The sequence below is a fragment of the Pseudomonas viridiflava genome (assembly GCF_900184295.1).
In the GTDB taxonomy this organism is placed as follows: Bacteria; Pseudomonadota; Gammaproteobacteria; order Pseudomonadales; family Pseudomonadaceae; genus Aquipseudomonas; species Aquipseudomonas viridiflava.
The window spans coordinates 4,538,818-4,562,513 of the sequence record NZ_LT855380.1 but is presented as its reverse complement, the minus strand read 5'-3'; the positions used below and the strand labels follow the sequence as shown (position 1 = coordinate 4,562,513).

At 60.4% G+C, this 23,696-nt stretch carries 17 protein-coding genes; 14 read left to right on the top strand and 3 right to left on the bottom strand.

Going from position 1 to position 23,696, the window contains the following annotated elements; translation table 11 throughout:
* Positions 1–12: 12 nt before the first annotated feature.
* The 3 genes from thrC (at position 13) to CFBP1590_RS20425 (ending at position 6,568) form a co-directional block, all read left to right on the top strand.
* Positions 13–1,422, top strand: coding sequence for a threonine synthase (thrC, locus tag CFBP1590_RS20435; RefSeq protein WP_025995102.1), 1,410 nt, complete (start codon positions 13–15; stop codon positions 1,420–1,422).
* A gap of 177 nt (positions 1,423–1,599) precedes the next feature.
* Positions 1,600–5,184 carry an ATP-binding protein gene (locus CFBP1590_RS20430; RefSeq protein WP_167383126.1) on the top strand — a complete coding sequence of 1,195 codons (3,585 nt, stop codon included), beginning with the start codon at positions 1,600–1,602 and terminating at the stop codon, positions 5,182–5,184.
* Positions 5,185–5,299: 115 nt separating this feature from the next.
* Positions 5,300–6,568, top strand: a complete 1,269-nt coding sequence (locus CFBP1590_RS20425) for an EAL domain-containing response regulator (RefSeq protein WP_163003540.1) — start codon at positions 5,300–5,302, stop codon at positions 6,566–6,568.
* Here CFBP1590_RS20425 and CFBP1590_RS20420 read toward each other — a convergent pair.
* A complete protein-coding gene (locus CFBP1590_RS20420) occupies positions 6,537–7,199 on the bottom strand; it encodes a response regulator (protein ID WP_163028974.1) in 663 nt (220 codons plus the stop codon). The genes CFBP1590_RS20425 and CFBP1590_RS20420 overlap by 32 nt on opposite strands.
* A gap of 334 nt (positions 7,200–7,533) precedes the next feature.
* Here CFBP1590_RS20420 and CFBP1590_RS20415 point away from each other — a divergent pair, with 334 nt between their 5' ends.
* On the top strand, positions 7,534–7,830 hold the full coding sequence (locus tag CFBP1590_RS20415; protein WP_004878890.1) for a DUF3509 domain-containing protein: 297 nt from the start codon (positions 7,534–7,536) through the stop codon (positions 7,828–7,830).
* Between the two features lie 108 nt (positions 7,831–7,938).
* Here the strand turns inward: CFBP1590_RS20415 and CFBP1590_RS20410 are convergent, their stop codons facing one another.
* The gene (locus tag CFBP1590_RS20410; RefSeq protein ID WP_167383125.1) at positions 7,939–8,778 is read right to left on the bottom strand and encodes a TIGR02285 family protein; all 840 of its coding nucleotides are present in this window, start codon (positions 8,776–8,778) and stop codon (positions 7,939–7,941) included.
* A 257-nt stretch (positions 8,779–9,035) separates the two neighbouring features.
* Between CFBP1590_RS20410 and CFBP1590_RS20405 the strand changes: the two genes are divergently transcribed.
* The 3 genes from CFBP1590_RS20405 (at position 9,036) to CFBP1590_RS20395 (ending at position 12,563) form a co-directional block, all read left to right on the top strand.
* Positions 9,036–9,578 carry a YaeQ family protein gene (locus tag CFBP1590_RS20405; RefSeq protein WP_004878894.1) on the top strand — a complete coding sequence of 181 codons (543 nt, stop codon included), beginning with the start codon at positions 9,036–9,038 and terminating at the stop codon, positions 9,576–9,578.
* Positions 9,579–9,629: 51 nt separating this feature from the next.
* Entirely contained in the window at positions 9,630–11,345 is a 1,716-nt protein-coding gene (recJ, locus tag CFBP1590_RS20400) for a single-stranded-DNA-specific exonuclease RecJ (RefSeq protein ID WP_069143797.1), read from the top strand.
* Between the two features lie 111 nt (positions 11,346–11,456).
* Entirely contained in the window at positions 11,457–12,563 is a 1,107-nt protein-coding gene (locus CFBP1590_RS20395; RefSeq protein WP_004878898.1) for an NADH:flavin oxidoreductase/NADH oxidase, read from the top strand.
* A 139-nt stretch (positions 12,564–12,702) separates the two neighbouring features.
* Here CFBP1590_RS20395 and CFBP1590_RS20390 read toward each other — a convergent pair whose 3' ends face one another.
* Positions 12,703–14,799, bottom strand: a complete 2,097-nt coding sequence (locus tag CFBP1590_RS20390; protein WP_088235814.1) for a response regulator — start codon at positions 14,797–14,799, stop codon at positions 12,703–12,705.
* Between the two features lie 295 nt (positions 14,800–15,094).
* On the opposite strand from CFBP1590_RS20390, the gene CFBP1590_RS20385 reads away from it, so the two are divergent.
* The 7 genes from CFBP1590_RS20385 to CFBP1590_RS20355 all read left to right on the top strand — a co-directional run bounded on the left by CFBP1590_RS20385 (position 15,095) and on the right by CFBP1590_RS20355 (position 23,691).
* Complete coding sequence (locus CFBP1590_RS20385; RefSeq protein ID WP_029241795.1) at positions 15,095–15,847, top strand: tellurite resistance TerB family protein; 753 nt, start codon at positions 15,095–15,097, stop codon at positions 15,845–15,847.
* Between the two features lie 351 nt (positions 15,848–16,198).
* The gene (locus CFBP1590_RS20380) at positions 16,199–17,821 is read left to right on the top strand and encodes a methyl-accepting chemotaxis protein (RefSeq protein WP_029241796.1); all 1,623 of its coding nucleotides are present in this window, start codon (positions 16,199–16,201) and stop codon (positions 17,819–17,821) included.
* A gap of 9 nt (positions 17,822–17,830) precedes the next feature.
* Complete coding sequence (locus tag CFBP1590_RS20375) at positions 17,831–18,367, top strand: chemotaxis protein CheW (protein ID WP_004878906.1); 537 nt, start codon at positions 17,831–17,833, stop codon at positions 18,365–18,367.
* The gene (locus CFBP1590_RS20370; protein ID WP_088235813.1) at positions 18,364–19,638 is read left to right on the top strand and encodes a CheR family methyltransferase; all 1,275 of its coding nucleotides are present in this window, start codon (positions 18,364–18,366) and stop codon (positions 19,636–19,638) included. The genes CFBP1590_RS20375 and CFBP1590_RS20370 overlap by 4 nt, the downstream gene beginning before the upstream one ends.
* Positions 19,638–20,327 (top strand): chemotaxis protein CheW, encoded by a 690-nt coding sequence (locus CFBP1590_RS20365; RefSeq protein WP_088235812.1) that lies wholly within the window; start codon positions 19,638–19,640, stop codon positions 20,325–20,327. The genes CFBP1590_RS20370 and CFBP1590_RS20365 overlap by 1 nt, the downstream gene beginning before the upstream one ends.
* The gene (locus CFBP1590_RS20360) at positions 20,324–22,684 is read left to right on the top strand and encodes a hybrid sensor histidine kinase/response regulator (RefSeq protein ID WP_058431960.1); all 2,361 of its coding nucleotides are present in this window, start codon (positions 20,324–20,326) and stop codon (positions 22,682–22,684) included. Before CFBP1590_RS20365 ends, CFBP1590_RS20360 begins: the two co-directional genes overlap by 4 nt.
* Positions 22,681–23,691, top strand: coding sequence for a chemotaxis response regulator protein-glutamate methylesterase (locus CFBP1590_RS20355; RefSeq protein WP_004878914.1), 1,011 nt, complete (start codon positions 22,681–22,683; stop codon positions 23,689–23,691). The genes CFBP1590_RS20360 and CFBP1590_RS20355 overlap by 4 nt, the downstream gene beginning before the upstream one ends.
* The last annotated feature ends 5 nt before the right edge of the window (positions 23,692–23,696 follow it).

Below are 23,696 nucleotides of genomic sequence, written 5' to 3'. Positions count from 1 at the left end.
AGGTTTGATCCCATGCGCTATATCAGTACTCGCGGCCAAGCGCCTGCGCTGAATTTCGAAGATGTGCTGCTGGCCGGACTGGCCACCGATGGCGGCCTGTATGTGCCGGAAAACCTGCCGCGCTTCACCCAGGAAGAGATCGCTTCCTGGGCAGGTCTGCCTTACCACGAACTGGCTTTCCGGGTGATGCGTCCGTTCGTGACCGGCAGCATTCCGGACGCGGACTTCAAGCAGATTCTCGAAGAAACCTACGGCGTGTTCTCCCACAGCGCCATTGCACCGTTGCGTCAGTTGAACGGTAACGAATGGGTTCTGGAGCTGTTCCACGGCCCGACGCTGGCGTTCAAGGATTTCGCCCTGCAACTGCTCGGTCGTCTGCTGGATTACGTGCTGGCCAAGCGTGGCGAGCGCGTCGTCATCATGGGGGCCACGTCCGGTGATACCGGCTCGGCTGCCATTGAAGGCTGCCGTCGCTGTGACAACGTCGATATCTTCATCCTGCACCCGAACAATCGCGTGTCGGATGTTCAGCGTCGCCAGATGACCACCATCTTCGGTGACAACATCCACAACATCGCCGTGGAAGGCAACTTCGACGACTGCCAGGAGATGGTCAAGGCCAGCTTCGCTGATCAGAGCTTCCTGAAAGGTACTCGTCTGGTCGCGGTCAACTCGATCAACTGGGCGCGGATCATGGCCCAGATCGTCTACTACTTCCACGCCTCGCTGCAATTGGGCGGCCCTGCGCGCTCGGTGTCGTTCTCGGTACCGACCGGCAACTTCGGCGACATCTTCGCCGGTTATCTGGCCCGCAACATGGGCCTGCCGATCAATCAACTGATCGTGGCCACCAACCGCAACGACATCCTGCACCGCTTCATGAGCGGCAACCAGTACGTCAAGGAAACCCTGCACGCCACGCTGTCGCCGTCGATGGACATCATGGTGTCGTCCAACTTCGAACGCCTGCTCTTCGACATGCACGGTCGCAACGGCCTGGCCATTGCCGAGCTGATGAGCAACTTCAGGCAGGGTGGCGGTTTCAGCGTCGAAGAAGAGCGCTGGACCGAGACCCGCAAGCTGTTCGATTCTCTGGCAGTGAGTGACGAAGAGACCTGCGAAACCATCGCCGATGTGTTTGCAAAGACCGGCGAACTGCTGGACCCGCATACTGCAATCGGTGTCAGGGCGGCACGCGAATGCCGACGCAGCCTGGACACGCCGATGGTGATTCTGGGCACGGCGCATCCGGTCAAGTTCCCCGAGGCAGTCGAGAAGGCGGGCGTAGGAAAAGCACTTGAGCTACCTGCACATATGTCTGATCTTTTCGAGCGTGACGAACGCTGCACGGTTCTGCCCAATGACCTGAAAGCCATACAGGCTTTCGTCAGCCAGCATGGCAACCGCGGAAAACCGCTCTGACGGAATCGTTGTGTAACAACTTTAGGCCCGCCCACCAGCGGGCCTTCTCGTTTCTACGTGCCAAACTTCCGGGGGTTTTCAGTTCATACAGATGAGTCGGTCGTTGTGAAGCAAGCAAGTATGCAAGGTGTTGTCAGGGGGACAGGCAAGGTAACGGGTGATCGCATCTGGCACGCGATGGCTTTTCTGCTGATTCTTGTTTTTGCTCGGGCGGCGGTCGCTGCACAGAGTCTGCCGTTTACCCTGACAGCCCCCTTTCTGGCTTCTCCCGACCTGCCGCTGGAAGTCTCTGACCGGCAGTGGCTGGATCAGCGCAAGGTGCTTCGCGTCGGTATCGCCATTGCCGACTACGAACCCATCGATATCACCAGTGACCGCAATCGCTATCAGGGCATCAGTGCCGACTACCTGGGGCTGGTCGGCGATCAGCTCAACATATCCATGCAAGTCACCGGATTCGCCCAGCGCGAGGAAGCCATCGACGCACTGCGCAATGGCAGCATCGACATACTGACCAGCGCCAATGGGTTCGAACGGGGTGTGAAGGGGCTGGCGTTTTCCACCGAATACATGCCGGATCGCTCAATCGTGGTCGGGCGGGGCAACGACCTTAGTCCTTCGCTCAGTCTTGCGGGCAAGAAAGTGGTTTTGCTCGACGGCTATGCAGATTCGGATGTCGTGCACCGTGCCTATCCACAGAGCGAGATCATCATCGCTCCCAACCTCTACAGTGCGCTCGAGGCCTTGAGCCAGGGCGAGGCAGACGTCTTCATCGGTAACGAGGTCATCGTTCGTTCCTATATCGCGCTGCGGCCCTATCTGGGCTTGCAGATAAAGTTTGAAAGCGTGCTGCCACCGGTGGGGTTCGCATTCGCGGTGCGTGCGCAGGAACAGCGATTGCTGGGCCTGATCGACCGTGCGCTGGCCAGCATCGATCCCGCTGTCTGTCGCGAAGTCACCGGACGCTGGACGGTGGGGCTGGGCGCAGATCTGGCAGGGCAACGCATCAGCCTGACGGGTGCCGAGCGGCGCTGGATCGTCAAGCATCCCAGCGTCACGGTATCCACAACCCAACACCCACCCTATATCTACAAGGACCGGAATGGTCAGTGGGTGGGGCTCAATATCGATGTGCTGGCGCGCATATCACGCATGACCGGTCTGCAGTTCATTCACCGCGAAGTGCCTTCCACGCAGCAGAGCATCGACGCCTTGCGCACCGGCATGGCCGAAATGAACACCACGCTTGCGGAAAACCCGGAGCGTCGGCGCTTTCTGGATTTCACCTATTCCTTCGGCGGCAACAGCTGGGTTTTCGTCGTGCGCTCCGACAGTTCTTCCAATGTCTCGCTGGCAAGCCTGGAAGGGCGGGTACTTGCCTTGCCCGCCCGGCATGCCCTTGAAGATCAGATACGGCGCGAGTATCCCCAAATTCAGCTAAAGCTTGCCAACACCTATGATCAGGCGCGGTCGATGGTGGAAAGCGGTGTTGCCGATGCAACCATTCAGAACGAGGCAGGCGCCTATCTGTTTCCGTCCGGCGAGCTGAAGGTCGCCCGCAGCGTTGACGGAAAATGGTCGCCGGACCGGTTTTCAGTGGTCAAGTCGCAACCCGAGTTGCTGGGCATTCTCAACAAGGCGCTGGAAGAGTTCCCAGTCGCCGAACTGCGCTCCATCAGAGTGAAGTGGCTGGGCTCGACCTTACCCCTGCCTTCGCTCTGGAACCGCATACCACAATGGGTCATATGGGCGGTGATCCTGGCGCTGTTGACCGGTCTGGTATCGCTGCTCTGGAGCAGCAGGCTGAAGGCGCAGATTCGTCAGCGTCTGCGGGTGGAAAGGCAATTGAGTGACCAGTTGGCCTTTAAGCGCGCATTGCTCGATGGCATTCCCAACCCGATCTATGTGCGCGACCTCAAGGGTCGGCTGATTTCCTGTAACCGGAGTTACGAAGAAAGCTTCGGCGTCAGTTTCGAGCAACTGAATGGCCGACGACTGACCGATGTCGATCTGATACCTCGCTCGGTGGCCGAGCAGATGCACGCCGATTACGTGAAACTGCTGGAGGATCATCAGCCGATTTTTGCCGATCGCACCATGGAGCTTTACGGCAAGCGTGTGGATGCCTGGCAATGGACGGTGCCTTTCTTCGGCGCGGACGGCCAGTTACAGGGGTTGCTGGGTGGCTGGATCGATATAACCGAGCGCAAGCGGCTGGAGCAGCAGCTGGAAGAAGCGCTGCGCCAGGCGGATCAGGCGAACGCGGCCAAAAGCGCATTTCTGGCTACCATGAGTCATGAAATTCGCACCCCGATGGGCGCAATCATCGGTCTGCTGGAGCTTGAGTGCGCGCAGGCGCTGCGTCTCGGGCATCAGCCTTCCCAGGCCATTCGGGTGGCGCATCGCTCGGCTCAGGAGCTTGTGGCGCTGGTGGGCGACAGTCTGGATCTGGCCCGCATCGAAGCCGGGGGCATGAAGTTGTCCCTTGAAGTCACCTCCTTGCAGACTTTCTTCGAGGGCGTTGTTCATCTGTTCGCCGCTCAGGCCGAGGCGAAAGGGCTGGCGCTTCGTCTTGAACTCGACGAGCGAGTGAAAGGCGATTACTGGCTGGACCCGTTGAGGCTGCGTCAGGTCCTGCACAATCTGGTGGGTAATGCGTTGAAGTTCACCGGCCAGGGCGCCGTGGTGATTACTGTACAGACACTTGAGGCACAGCCCGCTGACGGCGCCACGGAGTCGCGTATCCGTATCGGTGTGGAGGACAGCGGCCCTGGTATCGAGCCGGAGCGTCAGCAACAGGTATTTCAGCCTTTCATTCAGGCCAGCGACGACACGGCCGCCCGTTTCGGCGGTACCGGGCTCGGGCTGAGTATCTCCCGCCAACTGGTGGAACTGATGGGCGGTGATATCAGCCTGCACAGTGAACCGGGTAACGGGACGCGGATTGCCATCGACGTCTCGTTCGCCAGAGTTCAGCACGCCGTCGCACCGGATGGAGAATCCGTCGCGACGCCTGCAGACCAGCGCAGTCTGCATTTGCTGGTGGTCGATGATCTGTCCGCCAATCGTATGGTGCTGACCCGTCAGCTCGAGTTTCTCGGCCATCAGGTGGTGCCTGTCGACGGCGGCGAAACTGCGCTGAACGTTTGGCGTGAAGGCGAATTCGATGCCGTTATCACCGATTGCAACATGCCAGGCATCAGTGGCTATGCCCTGACAGAAGCCATCAGGCGTATCGAGGCGCAGGAGAGGCGCCAGCGATGCCCCGTCATCGGTTGCACGGCCAATGCACTGAGCGATGAAAACCTGCGCTGTGAAGCGTCGGGCATGGACGGCCTGCTGATAAAGCCCCTGTCGCTGGAGCGTCTGGCCCATGAACTGGCAGAGCTGGTCCGAGAGCCGACCTTCGATCTTCAGACCTTGCAGCGCATGACCCAGGCCAATCAACAACAGATGCAGCGTCTGCTGGCCGAACTCTGGAAAAACCTTCTGCATGAACACTCGGCGCTGGAAGCCGCCGTGCATTCGCGGGACTGGCCGACACTTGGAGCATCGCTGCACCGCCTCAAGGGCGCCGCCAGCCTGATCGATGCCATGCCGTTGGCCAGGGCATGCATGGCGCTGGATGACGCCACCCGGCGCGAGGCCGACACCGATACGCTTGAACGCTGGCCGGCACTGGAGATGGCCATCGGCAGTCTGCGCATGGACATCGAAGTGCATCTGGTGGAGCTGCCCGAAATATCGCCTCAGCCTGGATGAACACACTGCGCACCGGGACCGGGTGTAGCGTTTTAAGACTTGTCCTATGGGGATCGCTTTCTCGAGCCTCTAGAGTACGGCCTCTCTGGGCCCGATGGCTTTTTCCCCGATAGGCATGATTGTGTGTTCACTCAAGGTTCTGGTTCTCGAAGACCACCCCTTTCAATTGATGGCGTTGCACCAGATGCTCAACGCCAATCAGATTTTCGATGTGCGAACCGCTGAAAGTGTCGAAGCGGCCCGTGAATCCCTGAACAGCCGTGGCCCTGTCGATATCGCCATCTGTGACTTGCAGATGGAAGGTCCGGATGGCCTGGAGCTGATTCGTTATCTGGCTGCCGAAAACATGGCCAATGCCCTGATCATCCTGAGCAGTACGGCCACCTCGATACTTGAAGGCGTAGCCCGTCTTGCCGTTGCTCAGGGCCTGGAAGTGCTGGGTTGCCTGTCCAAACCTGCATCCGCCGCAGCCTTGAGCGAGTTGTTCAAGGCTTATCAGCCACCTGCGCTCAAGGTCGAAGAATCAGCTCCCAAGCGGCAAGCGCCCTGCGCGCTGAATGCTCTGCAGTTGTTCGGCGACGCCATGGAGCCTGCAGCGTGCGCTACGCAATGGGTCGCTCACTTTCAGCCAAAGGTCAGTCTCGACGGTGATGTTCTGGGTGCCGAGGCGCTGGTGCGCTGGCAGCACCCGGTATACGGCCTGCTGACACCGGGCCAGTTCATGGAGGTCATCGAGGCCGAAGGACTGATCGAGCCGTTGACCTGGCGCGTGCTGGATCAGGCGCTGGCGTTTTCGGCGCAGATGAACCGTGAGCAGGGGCGGGCGCTACCGGTATCGGTGAATCTTGCGCCGCAGATACTCCAGCAGATGGATTTCGCTGAACAGATCACGCAGGCGCTTGCGCGTCATGAGTTGCCAGCCAGTGTGCTGACGCTGGAAATCCTTGAGCAGGACGCGCAGCAGCCACAGAACTGGCAATTGGAAGAGCTGTTAAGGCTTTGCATGCAGGGCTGTAAATTGTCGATCGACGACTTCGGTATGGGGGCCTCGAACATCGATCGCCTGCTGCAGTTACCTTTCAGCGAGTTGAAGATTCCCACCGATTTCGTTCGAGGCATAGGGGATGATGTTCGCAAGGCTGCCGTCGTTGCCGGTGCGATGGTCATGGCTCAGCGCTTGTCCATGAACGTGGTGGTGGAGGGCGTCGAAACCCTGGATGATTTTCACAGCGTGTTGGCGCTCGGCACACCGGCCATTCAGGGCTATTTCATTGCCCGGCCGATGGCCCCGGTGGATCTGGCACGATGGCTGTTCGAACGCAGCGCGGCTTCCCACGCACATGCCGCGGCGCTTACGACAGACCATGTTCCTGCAGATACATGAACAACGCTGCGTCATTCGCCACACCCAGCTTGCGCATGGCGCTTACTTTCTGAGCGCTGACGGTCTGCTTGCTGCGGTTGAGCTGAGTCGCGATCCGGCCCACCGCATGGCCGGCGGACAGCAGGCGCAGTACTTCCAGTTCTCTGGGCGACAACTGTTCGAGCGCCAGCGGTGAATCAGGCCCCAACTGCTGAGCGTCCTGCAGCACCCGGCGCACCGAATCGGCCAGAAAGACCCGTCCGCGGCGGACGCTTTCGATGGCGACGGGCAGCTCTCCGGCGACGCTGGCTTTGCTCAACAGGCCCTGAACGTCGAGATCCAGCATTGCCTGAAACAGTCCGGCGTTGCTCAGGGTTGTCACCACCACCACAGGGAGCGCCGGAAAGTCCCGCCGAATGCGTTGCAGGAGCCGCAGACCGTCGTTCTGCTGCTCGACCGGCATCATGAAATCCGTGACCAGCACATCACAGTCATGCTCGTTGAGCGCCGCCAGCAGTTCGTCGGGATTGCTCGCCTGCGCAACCACCGCTGCGGCGTTGTCCTGCTCAAGCACCACACGCAGTCCGATCAGAAAAATGGGGTGGTCATCAGCCAGGATGATACGCAGAGGGTGACCGGTGGATGCGCTCAAGGCATGGCTCCGTCAGAGGGGGGCTAATGGTATTTCATCTGAGTCGGTTGTTTATCAAAGGTGCACCAGAGAGCGGCGCTTTGTAGGCGATGGCGCTTATCTTTGCTGAAATTTCCTACGGAGCTGACAACAATTTGCATTGTCTGTCGGTGAGGGCCGTCTGACAGGCGTTGACGGCTGTCTGTCGAACCCCGGTTTTTTCCCTGTCACATTCAGCAGGCATGCTCGAATTCAGAGAACGTCGCCGGCAGTGCAACGCAGAAAAGAACTTTCTGCCGTCGCCGACGGTCATTGGTTAGCACCTTTGCATTCAAACAGTTGAGTGGTGGTTCATATGGAAAATATCAGCTTACTGCTAAGCGAAGCGCTGGCTCCCTACAAGGCCAGCATCGGCCCGGCCGGCGCACGTGGCGAACGTCTTGTGACGTTGAGAGATGCATCCGGTGCCTGTGTGATCGAGCGTATGTTCACTGCCGATCAATTGGGTGACAAACGTCAACTGACGGATGTGGTCGACGGGCTTCATCGGGATTTGATGGTTGCCGAAGGCAGGATCGAGCCTTGTGTCATCGCTGCCATGCGCAACGCAGCGATGAGCCGTACCTTTGTCGGTGCCCCGACATTCGCCTGATGGCAATGCAGACCAAGGGACGCCAGCCGCTCCCTTGATCAGCGTCTGACGACGCATCCGATTACCCCGTGCAGTGTGACTCTGCCCGGGGTTTGTCTTTTCTGCGGATCAGTTTTTGTCGAAGATGGCCTTCACGTCGCGCAGGTAATCGCCACGCTGTTCCGGGGCCAGCCATTGTGCATAAAGCCCCATCAGGCTGCTTTCGCGCAGAGTGCGCATTTCCCGATTGATGAGTTGCATGGCCTGCCTGCCCTCGGGTGTATTGCTGCAGCCGATGTAGGCCAACTGGTACACGGGATTTTCAACGATGGGCAAAAAGATCAACTCTTGTGGGCTGATCCCCTGTTGCAGCGCCTGATAGCGCGCTTCGAACCAGAAGCCGAGCAGACCCTGCAAGCGTCCGGCCTGCACCATCTGCAACAGGCTCCCGACCGCGTCGCTGCCATAGTGCAGGCTCAGTGTCTGTTCATGGCTGTCTTGAAGCGTCTTGTCGATGACGCCTCCGTAACTGCGTTCGGCAACTGCGCCGAGCTTGACGGTATTACTGGCCATCAGAGCGTTGAGGTCGACTTTGCCTTGCGAGACAAAGGGCTCGATCTTCGCCATGTCGTCCTTGAACACGACAAGTCCGCTGCTGTACAGAACGAAGGCCGGAATGGAGAACACAATGGTTCTGGCGCGCTCGGGCGTCCATAGCATGGTCGGGTCGCAGCTCAGGCTCGTGCCGTCGTTGAGCGTTTGTATGGCTCTGGCCCTATTGACGTGCATCACCACGTGATCGTATTCGGGCATCCCGGCGGTCAGCAGGGGCATGAGTTGATCGATGGCGCCCTGGCCCTGCATGGTCCCCGAAAAGATCGTCGAGGGCGGCAGGTCGCGCAACAGCCAGGTCAATGTTTCCCGCGCCTGGCTCGTCGCGGGCACGGCTAGCCACAACAGCGCCAACATCAGGCGAATCATTACGCAGTACGAGGCACGAAGAATCATTCGTCTGTCTCATCCTCGAAAATGTCATAGGCCAAGTGTGTCAAGTAACAGGCTTTTGAGTCGCGCCGCGCCGCTGGCGTCACATATCACGGTGGTTCTGCGTTTATGAGGCTATCTGATTTTCGCTGTCCGGCAAGCCGATCCACGCACCGATTCGTTCGCGGGGCCCTGCATCGGTTAGACTTGTCGTCTTTCCTCCAGACTCTAGAAGCCCGTTCATGGCCCAGCCGTCCACGACCTACAAATTCGAACTGAACCTGACCGACCTCGACCGGGGTGTTTACGAAAGCGTCAAGCAGACCATCGCCCGTCACCCCTCGGAAACCGAAGAGCGCATGACCGTGCGCCTGCTGGCCTATGCCTTCTGGTACAACGAGCAGCTTGCCTTCGGTCGCGGTCTGTCTGATGTAGACGAACCGGCGCTGTGGGAAAAAAGCCTGGATGACCGTGTTCTGCACTGGATCGAAGTCGGCCAGCCCGATGCCGACCGCCTGACCTGGTGTTCGCGTCGTACCGAGCGCACCAGTCTGCTGGCTTACGGCAGTCTGCGGGTCTGGGAAGGCAAGGTCATTCCGGCGATCAAAAACCTGAAGAACGTGAATATCGCTGCCGTTCCGCAGGAAGTCCTCGAAGTGCTGGCCAAAGACATGCCACGTGTCATCAAGTGGGATGTGATGATCAGTGAAGGCACTGTGTTCGTTACTGATGACCGTGGCCAGCACGAAGTCCAGCTGCAGTGGCTCGCTGGCGAGCGCGGCTGATACCGCACTGTTTACCCTGTACCGACACATCAAGAGAATCAGCTGACCCGCATGCGCATCGAACCTCGTCTGTTGCCCGACACCCTGCCTTTCCTTGGCGATCTGCCTCCGTTACTCACCCGCCTGTACGCGGCAAGGGGGGTGGCGAGTGAGGCCGAACTGGACAAGAGCCTGGCGCGACTGATTCCGTATCAACAGCTCAAGGGCATCGATGCCGCCGTCGACTTGCTCGTGACCGCGCTGGATGAACGTCAGCGCATGCTGATCGTCGGCGACTTCGATGCCGACGGTGCAACGGCCAGTACTGTCGGTGTGCTGGGGCTGCGCCTGCTGGGAGCCGAGCATGTCGACTATCTGGTGCCGAACCGTTTCGAGTACGGCTACGGCCTGACGCCGGAAATCGTCGAGGTCGCGCTGCAGCGCAAGCCGCAACTGCTGATCACCGTCGACAATGGCATTTCCAGCGTCGAGGGCGTGGCAGCGGCCAAGGCAGCCGGTTTGCAGGTGCTGGTCACCGACCACCACTTGCCGGGTCACGAGCTTCCGGCAGCCGATGCCATCGTCAATCCCAATCAACCCGGCTGTACGTTCCCCAGCAAATCGCTGGCGGGCGTCGGCGTGATCTTTTACGTGTTGATGGCGTTGCGCGCGCGCCTGCGTGACAGCGGCTGGTTCGAACGCAATCAGCGCGCCCAGCCCAATCTGGGCGAACTGCTGGATCTGGTGGCGCTGGGCAGCGTGGCGGACGTCGTGCCGCTGGACGCCAACAACCGCATTCTGGTGCATCAGGGCCTGATGCGCATACGCGCCGGTCGCGCACGACCTGGCTTGCGCGCGATTCTGGAAGTGGCGCGTCGCGAGCCGTCGCGCATCACTTCCACCGACCTGGGTTTTATCCTCGGGCCGCGTTTGAACGCGGCGGGACGTCTGGACGACATGAGTCTGGGCATCGAATGCCTGCTCTGTGACGACCCGACGCTGGCGCGTGAAATGGCCGTGCAACTGGATGAACTGAATCAGGACCGCAAATCCATCGAGCAGGGCATGCAGCGTGAAGCACTGGCCCAGCTCAAGGACCTGCCGGTCGAATCCATGCCGTTCGGCCTGTGCCTGTTCGAGCCGGACTGGCACCAGGGCGTGATCGGCATTCTGGCCTCGCGCATGAAAGAGCGTTATCACCGTCCGACCATCGCGTTTGCCAGCGCCGGGGAGGGCGTGCTCAAGGGCTCGGCCCGCTCGGTGCCAGGTTTTCATATTCGTGACGCGCTGGACGCAGTGGCAGCGGCTCATCCGCACCTGATCAGCAAGTTCGGCGGGCACGCCATGGCAGCGGGGCTGTCCTTGCCCGAAGAGCACTTTCCGGCGTTCGCCGAGGCGTTCGATCAGGAGGTACGCCGTCAGCTTGATGAGCAGGACCTGACCGGACGCTTGCTGTCGGATGGTTCGCTGGCAGTCGAAGAGTTTCATCTGGAGCTGGCTCGCGCGCTGCGTAATGCCGGGCCCTGGGGACAGCATTTCCCTGAGCCGCTGTTTCATGGCGTATTCCAGCTGGTGGAGCAACGCGTGGTGGGTGAGCGGCATTTGAAGATGGTGCTCAAGACCGAGTGCGGCAGCGTCAAGCTGGACGGTATTGCTTTCAGCGTGGATCGCGACATCTGGCCCAACCCGAACATCCGCTGGGTCGAGCTGGCTTACAAGCTTGATCTGAACGAGTTCCGTGGCAACGAAACCGTGCAACTGATGGTGGTGCACATCGCGCCACGCTGAGAATAAGCAGGAACCCCTCAGGCTCATGGGTTGTCGACTAGGCTCTGTCCTCTGAAAGCTGCTCGCTGAACACGAGCCGGGACACCCGAATTTTCACTATGAGAGGTTGCCATGAGCCTGCTGCTTGAGCCCTATACCCTGCGCCAATTGACGCTGCGTAATCGTATTGCTGTGTCGCCCATGTGCCAGTATTCAAGTGTCGATGGTCTGGCCAATGACTGGCATCTGGTGCACCTGGGCAGCCGTGCCGTCGGTGGCGCGGGGCTCGTTATCACTGAAGCCATGGCGGTGACGCCGGATGGTCGCATTACCCCGGAAGACCTTGGCCTGTGGAACGACGAGCAGATTGAGCCGTTGCAGCGCATCACGCGTTTCATCACTGCGCAGGGCGCCGTTGCAGGTGTCCAGTTGGCACATGCCGGACGCAAGGCGAGCACCTGGCGTCCGTGGTTGGGTAAACACGGCAGCATTCCCGAGAGTGAAGGCGGCTGGACCCCGGTGGGTCCGTCGGCGATTGCCTTCGACCCGCAACACACCGCTCCGGTGAAACTGAGCGACATCCAGATTCAGGAAGTGATCAAGGCATTCGTGGACGCGGCACGCCGTTCGCTGACTGCAGGTTTCAAAGTCGTCGAAATCCACGCGGCACACGGTTACCTGCTGCATCAGTTCCTCTCTCCGCTGAGCAATCAGCGCACGGATGAATACGGTGGCTCTTTCGAAAACCGCATTCGTCTGACCCTGCAAGTGACCGAAGCGGTCCGCGCAATCTGGCCTGAAGAACTGCCGCTGTTCGTGCGCGTATCGGCGACCGACTGGGTAGAGGATGGCTGGAATCCTGACGAGACCGTGGAACTGGCACGCCGCCTCAAGGCGCTGGGTGCAGACCTTATCGACGTGTCCTCGGGCGGCACCGCAGCCAAGGCGGAAATCCCGGTCGGTCCTGGCTACCAGACCCGCTTCGCTGAACGCGTGCGCAAGGAATCCGGCATCGCGACCGGCACAGTCGGCATGATCACCGATCCTGCACAGGCAGAGCACATCCTGCGTACCGGTCAGGCCGACATCATCCTGCTCGCCAGGGAGCTGCTGCGTGATCCGTACTGGCCGCTGCATGCCGATGACGATCTCGGCGGACGACTGGCCACCTGGCCCGCGCAATACCAGCGCGCGACACATCGCGACCAGCCGATTCACGAGTCTGATCTGCGGGACTGACAGCTCGGCAGATGGCTTTATCGTGAGGCTAGGGAGAGGTGGCAAGCCGCCTCCCACGGCCCGGAGTTTGCTGCGCAACAGCGCTACGTCGAAGACGTGGTGGCGCCTCCCGCGGGCCTGAGTCTTCTAAGCGACAGCGCTACAACCGCTCATTCGCGCTGTCCAGCAATTCGGTCACCCGTCCGGTCAGTGCTGCGATGGAGAAAGGCTTGGGCAGCACGTACATGCCGGGCTCCAGCGTGTCGTGTGCGAGCGCGGCGTTTTCCGCGTAACCGGTCACGAAGAGGATTTTCAGATCGGGGCGCACCGCTCTGGCCGCGTCTGCAACCTGACGGCCGTTCATGCCGCCGGGCAGGCCGACATCGGTCACGAGCAGATCAATTGCCGCCTTCGATTGCAGGATTTCCAGCGCAGCAGAGCCTCGGTCGGCCTGCAGCACCAGATACCCCAGATCCTCAAGCACTTCGGTGATCAAAAGACGTACCGTTGGCTCGTCATCGACAACCATAACGGTTTCGCCGCCAGCGTTCTGTGAAGGCACCGGTATAGCGCAGTCATGCAGTACGGGCTCGGCCTGACCTTCGAACATAGGCAGGAGAATACTGAGTTTCGCGCCTTTCCCTGTCTCCGAAAAAATGCTGACACCTCCGCCGGATTGCCGGGCAAAGCCGTAAATCATCGACAGGCCCAGGCCTGTACCCATACCGATGGGTTTGGTGGTGAAAAACGGATCGAATGCCCGTCCGATCACTTCCTTGGTCATTCCTGTGCCCTTGTCGCTGACCGTCAGTTCCACATAGCGACCCGCCGTCAGCTCATGTTTCGCTGCAGTCGGGCTGTCCAGATAGCGATTGCCGGTCTCGATCAGCAACTGGCCACCGTCCGGCATGGCGTCCTTGGCATTGATGCACAGGTTCAGCAGTGAGTTTTCCAGTTGGTGCGGGTCCACCATGGTCGACCACAGCCCCTGTGTGGGGCGCACCTGCATGTCGATGGCAGGCCCCACGGTACGTCTGATGAGTTCATCCATGCCTGCGATCAACTGGTCGATATCGGTTGCCTTTGGATCAAGCGTCTGGCGGCGTGAAAAGGCCAGCAATCGATGCGTCAGCGAGGCCGCGCGCCTTGAGCCTTCCAGTGCCGAGCCAATGTAACGGTCCAGTTCTGCGAAACGCCCTTGCTTCACCCTCGATTGAAGCAACTCCATGTTGCCGGTGACGCCCATCAGCAGGTTGTTGAAGTCATGGGCAAGGCCACCGGTGAGTTGCCCGACCGCTTCCATCTTCTGTGACTGACGCAGTGCTTCTTCAGTAATGCGCAGTGCTTCGATGCGCTGCTTCTCATTGGTCAGGTGCTTGCCCAGCGCGAAGATGACGCCGTTGCCCGGCGCGGCCGTCCAGCCGAACCAGTGATACGTGCCGTCGACATGTTTGTAACGGTTTTCGAACAAGGGCAGGACATGGCTGATGGTGTGCGTCAGAGCCTTTTGTGTGCTTGCGACATCGTCCGGGTGAAGCAGGTCCATGATTGAGGTGCCGATCAGTTCACGTTCGGTGCGGCCGAGCAGGGCGTCCCAGGCCGGGTTGACCCTCAGGAAAATGCCGTTGAAATCGAGCATGGCCAGCGGATCGGGCGAGATCTTCCAGAAGGTATCCAGCTCCAGCGTGCGCTGCTCAAGCTTGGCGGTCTGCTGCTTTTCCTGCTCGATCAATTCTGCGATCAGCTCTCGCCGCTTGCTTTCGCTGGCCTGAAGCGCCCGTTGATCGAGTACATGGTGTGTGGTCTCGTTGGTGGCGCAGAACATGCCGACGGTGGCGCCGTTCTCATCAAACAATGGCGAGAACGAGAACGACCACCAGGTCTGCTCGATTTCACCGAAGCGCGCCATGGTCAGCGGCATGTCCTGCCATCGGCCGGGCTCGCCGTTCAACGCCTGCTCGACCAATGGAAGGACCTGATCCCAGACATCCGCCCACAGCTCGTGCATCAGAGCGCCGATGGCCCACTCTTTGCGCGGTCCGAGAATCGGCGCATAAGCATCGTTGTGGAAGAAGATCAGTTCCGGACCCCACAGCAGATACATGGATTCCGGGCTGTTGAGGATCAGGTTGAGGGCATTCTTCAACGCCACAGGCCATTGGTCCACAGGACCAAGCGAGGTGTGGTACCAGTCTTTGGTCCTGATTGTCTCGGCTGCTTCGCTGCTGCCTGCAGGGAAGCCGACTCGTGATATCACTTCAGCAAGCTCCCGATGGACGGCTGGACAGTAATGGAAGAGTGACGAGCGTCGATTGCATCGACGTCCGATCCAGATAAGTGGCTCGCATTGTCCTCTTTCTTGGCAGCCACATGAATCGACCATTTCGATTTCCAGGGGTTGCGTCTTTTCCGCTGCAGGGCGAATACGATTTGAACCGATCCCGGTCTGCGGTCAACTGCAACATCTGGAAGCACACCTGTTTCTGGCGTTTTGTCACTTCTGTTTAACCTGCTGGTCAATGATTCATCTGACAATCCTGTGGAGGTTCCCTGTGAATACGCGTGGCTTACTCGATCAGTTGCTCAAGTCTGGTCAGAACATGTTGCAGGACAAGGTCAACGGCAAGCCCAGGTCCGGCAAGCCGTCTTCAGGGAGTGATTCATTGATGGACGGACTGGGCAGCCTTCTCGGCGGTAATAAAAGCGGCGGCCAGAGCAGCCAGGGCGGTCTCGGCGGCCTGTTGTCCGGTGCGGGCGGTGGTGCGCTGGCGGCGGGTGCGATGAGCCTGCTCAGGGGCAAGGGCTCTCGAGGCATGGGCGGCAAGGCGCTGAAATACGGCGGTCTGGCGGCGTTGGGTGTGCTGGCCTACAAGGCCTACAACAACTGGCAAGCCAGTCAAGGCGTGACCGGTCAGCGCGAGCCGCAAACCATCGACCGCCTGCCGGACTCGGAAGCCGAGTTGCACAGCCAGGCGATCCTGCGGGCGCTGGTGGCGGCTGCCAAGGCCGATGGCCATGTGGACGAGCGTGAACGCGAGCTGATCGAAGGCGAATTCAGCAAACTGAGCACTGATCAAACCTTGCAAAGCTGGTTGCATGCCGAGTTGAACAAACCTTTGGACCCGGCCGAGGTCGCGCGGGCAGCGACCACGCCGGAAATGGCGGCAGAAATGTACATCGCCAGTGTGATGCTGGTGGATCAGGAACACTTCATGGAGCGTGCTTATCTGGATGAACTGGCTCGCGCGTTGAAGCTTGATCCAGGACTCAAGGCCGAGCTGGAAGGGCAGGTCAGGGACGCGTAATAAATCGTCGGCAGCGTATGTTTTCCCGGGCCGGGTTTTAGTTAACGAACCCGCCCGGTTCAATACACGCCCTGCCTCCCACAGTCCGCAGTTTGCTGCGCGACAGCGCTAAGTCGAAGACGTGGTGAGGTAGACATTCAATCAGAAACTTTTGTTTTCAGCCCCGCTTCGCGAGTCTTCCTACCCGTGTTCAACCCATGAATATGGGCATATACCTGCTGACCGTCATTTCATTTTCATATCACCCGCTAATGGCTGAAACGCTGGGCTATACTCACGCGGCTTGGACCGTCTGTCGGTCCGCTTCTTGAACACGGCCGGATGCCGTCGTTGAACTCCTGAGGGCTGACTGTGAAGAACTGGACGTTGCGCCAACGCATTCTGGCGAGTTTTGCCGTCATTATTGCGATCATGCTGTTGATGGTCGTTGTGTCTTACTCGCGCTTGTTGTCGATCGAGTCCAGCGAAGAACAGGTGCGTCTCGACGCTTTACCGGGTGTCTACTACAGCACTCTGGTGCGCAGCGCCTGGGGCGAGAGCTATATCCGCACGCTCGAGTTGATCGGCGAAGGCCAGGGGCGTGCCCTGACCAAGCAGGAAAAGGACCAGTTCCAGGGCTTTGATGACGCGTTGCAGACTCAGATGGATGGCTACAAGAAGTCCATCTTCGATGACAGCGACAGAGCCAGTTTCGCTGTTTTTGAAAAGCGCCGCGAAACTTATTCCCGGCTGCTCGCCGAGGTGCATGCCAAGTTCGAGCGCGGCGACTACGCGGGCGCTCGTTCGGAGTTTTACGGTGAGGCCAATCCGGTCTGGACGGATGGTCGCAAACAACTCAATGAACTGATCGTGGCCAACAAACAGTTAGCGGATCGCGCAACCGACAACATCGTCAATGCCGTGCTGAGTGCCAAGATCAGCATGGTCTTTTCACTGTTTATTGCCGTCATGGCCGCCGCTGCATGCGGGCTGCTGCTGATGCGCTCGATCATCGCACCGATGCAGCTCATCGTGCGGATTCTGGAAACCATGCGCACGGGCGACCTGAGTTCGCGCCTCAATCTGGCGCGCAAGGACGAATTCAATGTAGTCGAAACCGGCTTCAACGACATGATGGTCGAGCTGACCGCTCTGGTTGCCCAGGCTCAGCGCTCGTCGGTGCAGGTCACCACCTCGGTCACTGAAATTGCCGCCACGTCGCGTCAGCAGCAGGCGACCGCCACGGAAACCGCCGCAACCACCACCGAAATCGGTGCGACCTCGCGTGAAATCGCCGCGACGTCCCGTGATCTGGTGCGCACCATGACCGAGGTCACTTCGGCGGCCGATCAGGCCTCGATTCTGGCAGGCTCCGGCCAGCAGGGTCTGGCGCGCATGGAAGACACCATGCATCAGGTCATGGGCGCGGCCAATCTGGTCAACGCCAAGCTGGCGATCCTCAACGAGAAGGCCGGCAACATCAATCAGGTGGTGGTGACCATCGTCAAGGTGGCCGATCAGACCAACCTGCTGTCGCTCAACGCGGCCATCGAAGCCGAGAAGGCGGGCGAGTACGGCCGGGGTTTCGCCGTGGTCGCCACCGAAGTGCGTCGTCTGGCCGATCAGACGGCTGTAGCCACTTACGACATCGAGCAGATGGTGCGGGAAATCCAGTCTGCGGTGTCTGCGGGCGTCATGGGCATGGACAAGTTCTCCGAGGAAGTGCGACGCGGCATGTACGAAGTCACGCAGGTCGGAGAACAGTTGTCGCAGATCATTCATCAAGTCCAGGCACTGGCCCCACGAGTGCTGATGGTCAACGAAGGCATGCAGGCTCAGGCCACGGGCGCCGAACAGATCAATCAGGCGCTGGTGCAGTTGGCCGATGCCAGCAGCCAGACGGTTGAGTCATTGCGTCAAGCCAGTTTCGCCATCGACGAGTTGAGTCAGGTGGCGGTCGGGCTGCGCAGTGGCGTATCGCGATTCAAGGTCTGAGCATCGCCAATGATGGATCAATCGCCCAGGCGTAACGTCGCGTTGCCCGCGTCGAACAAACTGTTTCTGCTGTTCTGCATCGGTGAAGACCGCTATGCGCTGGAGGCGACCGAAATCGCCGAGATTCTGCCGCGTGTGAAGCTCAAGGCGATTGCCCGTGCGCCGCATTGGGTTGCAGGCATTTTCGCCCACCGGGGCGAGATCGTGCCGGTGATCGATATCAGCGCGTTGAACTCTGGCCAGCCTGCCAGGGCGCGGACCAGCACGCGTATGGTGCTGGTGCATTACCGGCACGACGACCAGCATCCTGCGCAGTTGCTCGGGCTGATTCTGGAACAGGCCACCGAAACCTTGCGTTGCCCGGTTTCGCAGTTCAAGGAGTACGGGCTGGACAATCGCCTGTCACCTTATCTGGGGCCGGTCCGTGAAGACGAGCAGGGCCTGTTGCAATGGATTCACGTTCAGGAATTGCTGAGCGAACCGGTGCGCGAGTTGCTGTATCCGGTGCCGCCGCTGGACCTGGAATCGCTCGAGGACGCGCCATGACTGATGATTCGCGCTTTTTCAGTTTCCTCAAGGAACGCATCGGACTGGACGTGACCTCGGTGGGCGAGGCCATCATCGAACGCGCCTTGCGTCAGCGCGCGGCGTCGGCAAAGTGCCCGGACAGCGATGCCTACTGGCACTTGTTGGTGACATCACCTCAGGAGCAGCAGGCGCTGATCGAGGCCGTCATCGTCCCGGAAACCTGGTTTTTTCGGTATCCGGAATCTTTCGCGACGCTGGGCAAACTGGCCCGCGAGCGTATTACTACGCTGGATGGCGCAAGACCGTTGCGCATTCTTAGCCTGCCGTGTTCGACGGGTGAAGAGCCTTACTCGATTGCCATGGCGCTGATTGATGCCGGTATCGGCGTCCGGCAGTTCAAGGTCGATGCCATCGATATCAGTCCTGTTTCGATTGCACGCGCCAAGCACGGCGTCTACGGAAAGAACTCGTTTCGTGGCAGCGACCTGAGCTTTCGCGAGCGTTTTTTCACCCCGGTAGGCGAAAGCTTCGAGATTTCCGATCTGGTGCGTGGCTGCATCGATTTTCAGCCCGGCAACCTGCTCGATCCCAAACTGGCGACCCAGGTGGCCTACGACATCGTCTTCTGCCGCAATCTGGTGATCTATTTCGACCGCCCGACGCAGCAACATGTCTTTCAGGTCCTCAAGCAGCTGACCCGTGAAGACGGCGTGCTCTTCATCGGTCCGGCCGAGGGCAATCTGTTGTCCGCCATTGGCATGCGCTCGCTGGGCATCGCCCAATCCTTCGTTTTTCGTCATGCACCTCGGGAAACGGCTGCGACAGCCACTGCGCCTGCTCCGGTAAACAAACCGATAGCACGCCCGACGCCCGAGCCAACTCCACGCACGCCTGCCGCCCAGCCTGCATCGCGAAACGCGACGGCGTTTGCCCCCGGCAATAAACCGGCTGCAGCAACCGGCAACGCTGACAGTGCCGCGCTGCTGGTTACCATTGCCAGCCTGGCCAACGAGGGCAGAACGGTCGAGGCGCGTGCCGCCTGCGAGCGTTATCTGCAACAGCACGAGCCAGTGGCTCAGGTGTTCTACTGGCTGGGGTTGCTCAGTGAAGTGGAGGGTCGCGTCGCGGAGGCTCAAGGGTTTTACCGCAAGGCGCTTTACCTTCAGCCGCAGCATCCGGAATCACTGGCGCAGATGGCTGCGCTGCTGGCGGCCAGAGGCGACAGCGCCGGTGCACGCCGATTGCAGGACCGCGCGGTGCGCGGTGCCAATAAACAAGGAAACCACTGATGACGGGGCAGTCCGGTTTTTCAAGCCTTACCCATGACCAGGCCCAGGACATCGACGACTGCTGGAACCGAATCGGCGTTCACGGTGATCGCTCCTGCCCGTTGCTGGAAGACCATATCCACTGCCGCAACTGCGCGGTCTATTCCGCAGCGGCCACACGTCTGCTCGACCGCTATTCCCAGGCCCAGGAACATCACGAACAGTTTCAGGGCTCTGTTCTGCAGCGCGATATCAAGACGCGCTCGATTCTGGTCTTTCGCCTGGGCGAGGAATGGCTGGGCCTGGCATCGCGTTGCCTGTCGGAAGTGGCACCCGCGCAGACGATCCACTCCCTGCCGCATCAACGCTCGCGCGCATTGCTGGGCGTCGCCAACGTACGCGGCGCTCTGGTGGCCTGCATCTCGCTGGTCGAGTTGCTGGGGCTGGACAGCAATCCGATGATTGCCCAGTCCGCACGAACGGTGCCGCGCATGCTGATCGTGGCGGCGGAAGGTGGTCCTGTTGTTGTGCCGGTGGATGAAGTCGACGGTATTCATGCCATTGACGAACGCGAACTGGAAGCTGCCTCGGCCTCCGGCACGCACGCCAATGCGCGCTTTACCCGAGGGGTTCTGCAATGGAAAGACCGAAGCCTGCGTTGGCTCGATGAAGATCAGCTGCTGTCGGCGGTGCACCGGAGCCTTACATGACGCCAGATGAAATGCGCGACGCCTCGCTGTTCGAATTGTTCACGCTGGAAGCCGACGCGCAGACCCAGGTCCTGAGTGCAGGTCTGCTGGCGCTCGAGCGTAACCCGACCCAGGCCGATCAACTGGAAGCCTGCATGCGCGCCGCTCACTCGCTCAAAGGCGCGGCAAAGATTGTCGGCGTCGAGTTCGGTGTCAGCGTTGCGCATGTGATGGAGGACTGTCTGGTCAGTGCTCAGGAAGGGCGACTGCTGCTCCAGCCTGATCACATCGACGCCCTGTTGTTCGGCACCGATCTGCTGATGCGCATTGCGACGCCGGGCGGTAACAGCGTCGGCCAGCCCGATATCGACGCTTACGTCGAAAGGCTGAACACGTTGCTGGCTTCAGGCGCCGGGGCGGCACGAACAGTCAGCATGCCCATGCCGGATCCGCTGCTGGCCAGCGCCTTGCAACAGCTCGAAGCATCGGCCACGCCAGCGCCGCCGAGCGAGTCGCCTGCCGATCCACTGGCGGCCGATCTGCGTCTGGAGCCAGCGAGCGTTCCGCCCAGGGCCGAACCCGAGACGCCATCCGCTGCGCCACTCAAGGATCGCCGGGTGGCCGAGGGCGGCGAACGGGTGCTGCGGGTCACCGCCGAGCGACTCAACGGTCTGCTCGACATGTCGAGCAAATCCCTCGTCGAGACCCAGCGCCTCAAGCCTCTGCTGGCCGGCATGCAGCGCCTCAAGCGCTTGCAGAGCAGCACCGACCGGGCGCTTGAAGCCTTGGGTGTCAGTGTCGGCGAGGGCGGTCTGAATGCCGATGCGCAAAAGGCGCTGGAAGACGCCCGCAGCCTGTTGTCCCAGGCGCAGCAGATGCTGGTTCAGCAGACTGCCGAGCTGGACGAGTTCGGCTGGCAGTCGGGGCAGCGAGCGCAACTGTTGTATGACACTGCGCTGGCCTGTCGCATGCGGCCCTTCGCCGACGTGTTGTCGGGGCAGGCACGCATGGTGCGTGATCTGGGGCGCGAGCTGGGCAAGCAGGTTCGTCTGCAGATCGAAGGTGACAAGACTCAGGTCGACCGCGACGTGCTGGAAAAACTCGAGGCTCCGCTGACGCACCTGCTGCGCAATGCGGTCGATCATGGCATCGAGTCACCTGAAAAGCGGGCGGCACACGGCAAGGAGCCGGAAGGGCTGATCCGTCTGCAGGCTTCGCACCAGGCCGGTCTGCTGGTTGTGGAACTCAGTGATGATGGCGGCGGCGTGGACCTTGAGCGTCTGCGTCAGAACATTGTGCAGCGCAACCTGTCGCCTGCCGCTACTGCCGCCCAGTTGAGCGAAGAGGAACTGCTGAGTTTTCTGTTCCTGCCCGGTTTCAGCATGCGCGACAAGGTCACACAGGTGTCGGGACGTGGCGTGGGACTCGACGCTGTGCAACACATGGTTCGCCAGATGCATGGCAGCGTCGAATTGCAGCAGTGGGCAGGTGAGGGCAGTCGCTTCAGAATCGAGTTGCCGTTGACCCTGTCCGTGGTGCGCAGTCTGGTGGTCGAGGTCGGCGGCGAAGCCTACGCCTTCCCGCTGGCGCACATCGAGCGTATGCGCGATCTGCAGCCTGATGAGATCGTGCAGCTTGAGGGACGCCAGCACTTCTGGGACGAAGAACGTCATGTCGGTCTGGTGTCCGCCAGTCAGTTGTTGCACCGTCCTGCATCGCAGGACACTGGCGAAGCGCTCAAGGTCGTGGTGATTCGCGAACGCGACGCGGTCTACGGCGTTGCGGTCGAGCGCTTCATCGGTGAGCGCACGCTGGTGGTGATGCCGCTCGATGCGCGGCTGGGCAAGGTTCAGGATGTTTCGGCGGGTGCGCTGCTCGACGATGGCTCGGTGGTGCTGATCATCGACGTCGAAGACATGCTGCGCTCCGTCGAGAAGCTGCTCAATACCGGACGTCTGGAGCGCATCGACCGTCGTAACCGTCAGGCTGACAGCGTATCGCGCAAACGCGTGCTGGTAGTCGATGACTCGTTGACGGTGCGTGAGTTGGAACGCAAGCTGCTGGTCGGACGCGGCTACGAAGTGTCGGTTGCCGTGGATGGCATGGACGGCTGGAACGCCTTGCGTTCCGAAGATTTTGACCTGCTGATTACCGACATCGACATGCCGCGCATGGACGGTATCGAGCTGGTCACCCTGTTGCGTCGGGATACTCGGCTGCAATCACTGCCTGTAATGGTGGTTTCCTACAAGGATCGTGAGGAAGATCGACGCCGCGGACTGGATGCGGGCGCCGATTATTATCTGGCCAAGGCCAGTTTCCATGATGATGCCTTGCTCGACGCTGTGGTCGAGCTGATAGGGGATGCGCAGGCATGAAGATCGCTATTGTCAATGACATGCCCATGGCTGTCGAAGCGCTGCGTCGAGCGCTGGCGTTCGAGCCATTGCATCAGGTGATATGGGTGGCCGGCAACGGCGCCGAAGCGGTGCGCTGCTGTGCCGAACAGACGCCTGATCTGATCCTGATGGATTTGATCATGCCGGTCATGGACGGCGTCGAAGCCACTCGCCAGATCATGGCCAGCACACCGTGCGCTATTGTCATAGTGACCGTGGATCGCGAGCAGAACGTGCACCGGGTATTCGAGGCCATGGGGCACGGTGCGATGGACGTGGTGGACACCCCCGCCATCGGCGCAGGCAATCCCAAAGAGGCGGCTGCACCACTGCTGCGCAAGATTCTGAACATCGAATGGCTCATGGGGCAGCGCAACACCCATGAGCGGACCGTCGCCACGCCGCTGCGTGAGTCTGTCCGGCGTGACCGGCTGGTTGCCATCGGCTCGTCGGCGGGCGGGCCGGCTGCTCTGGAGATTCTGCTCAAGGCCCTGCCTTCGAACTTCCCGGCGGCCGTCGTACTGGTGCAGCATGTGGATCAGGTTTTCGCAGCCGGCATGGCCGAGTGGCTGTCCAGTGCATCGGGAATCCCTGTGCTACTGGCCCGCGAAGGTCAGGTGCCTCAGAGTGGCAAGGTTCTGCTGGCGGGCACCAACCACCACATCCGCCTGTTGAAAGGCGGCACGCTGGCCTACACGGCAGAGCCAGTGAATGAAATCTACAGGCCCTCGATCGACGTGTTTTTCGAAAGTGTGGCTCGTTATTGGAATGGAGATGCTGTGGGCGTTTTATTGACAGGCATGGGGCGCGACGGCGCCACTGGGCTCAAGACCATGCGTGAGCGCGGATTCCTGACCATCGCTCAGGATCAGGCGAGTTCTGCGGTGTACGGCATGCCCAAGGCGGCTGCGGCCATTGATGCGGCGGTCGAGATTCGGCCACTGACGGCCATCGCTCCGCGGCTCGTGGAGGTATTCGCTCAATGACTGTC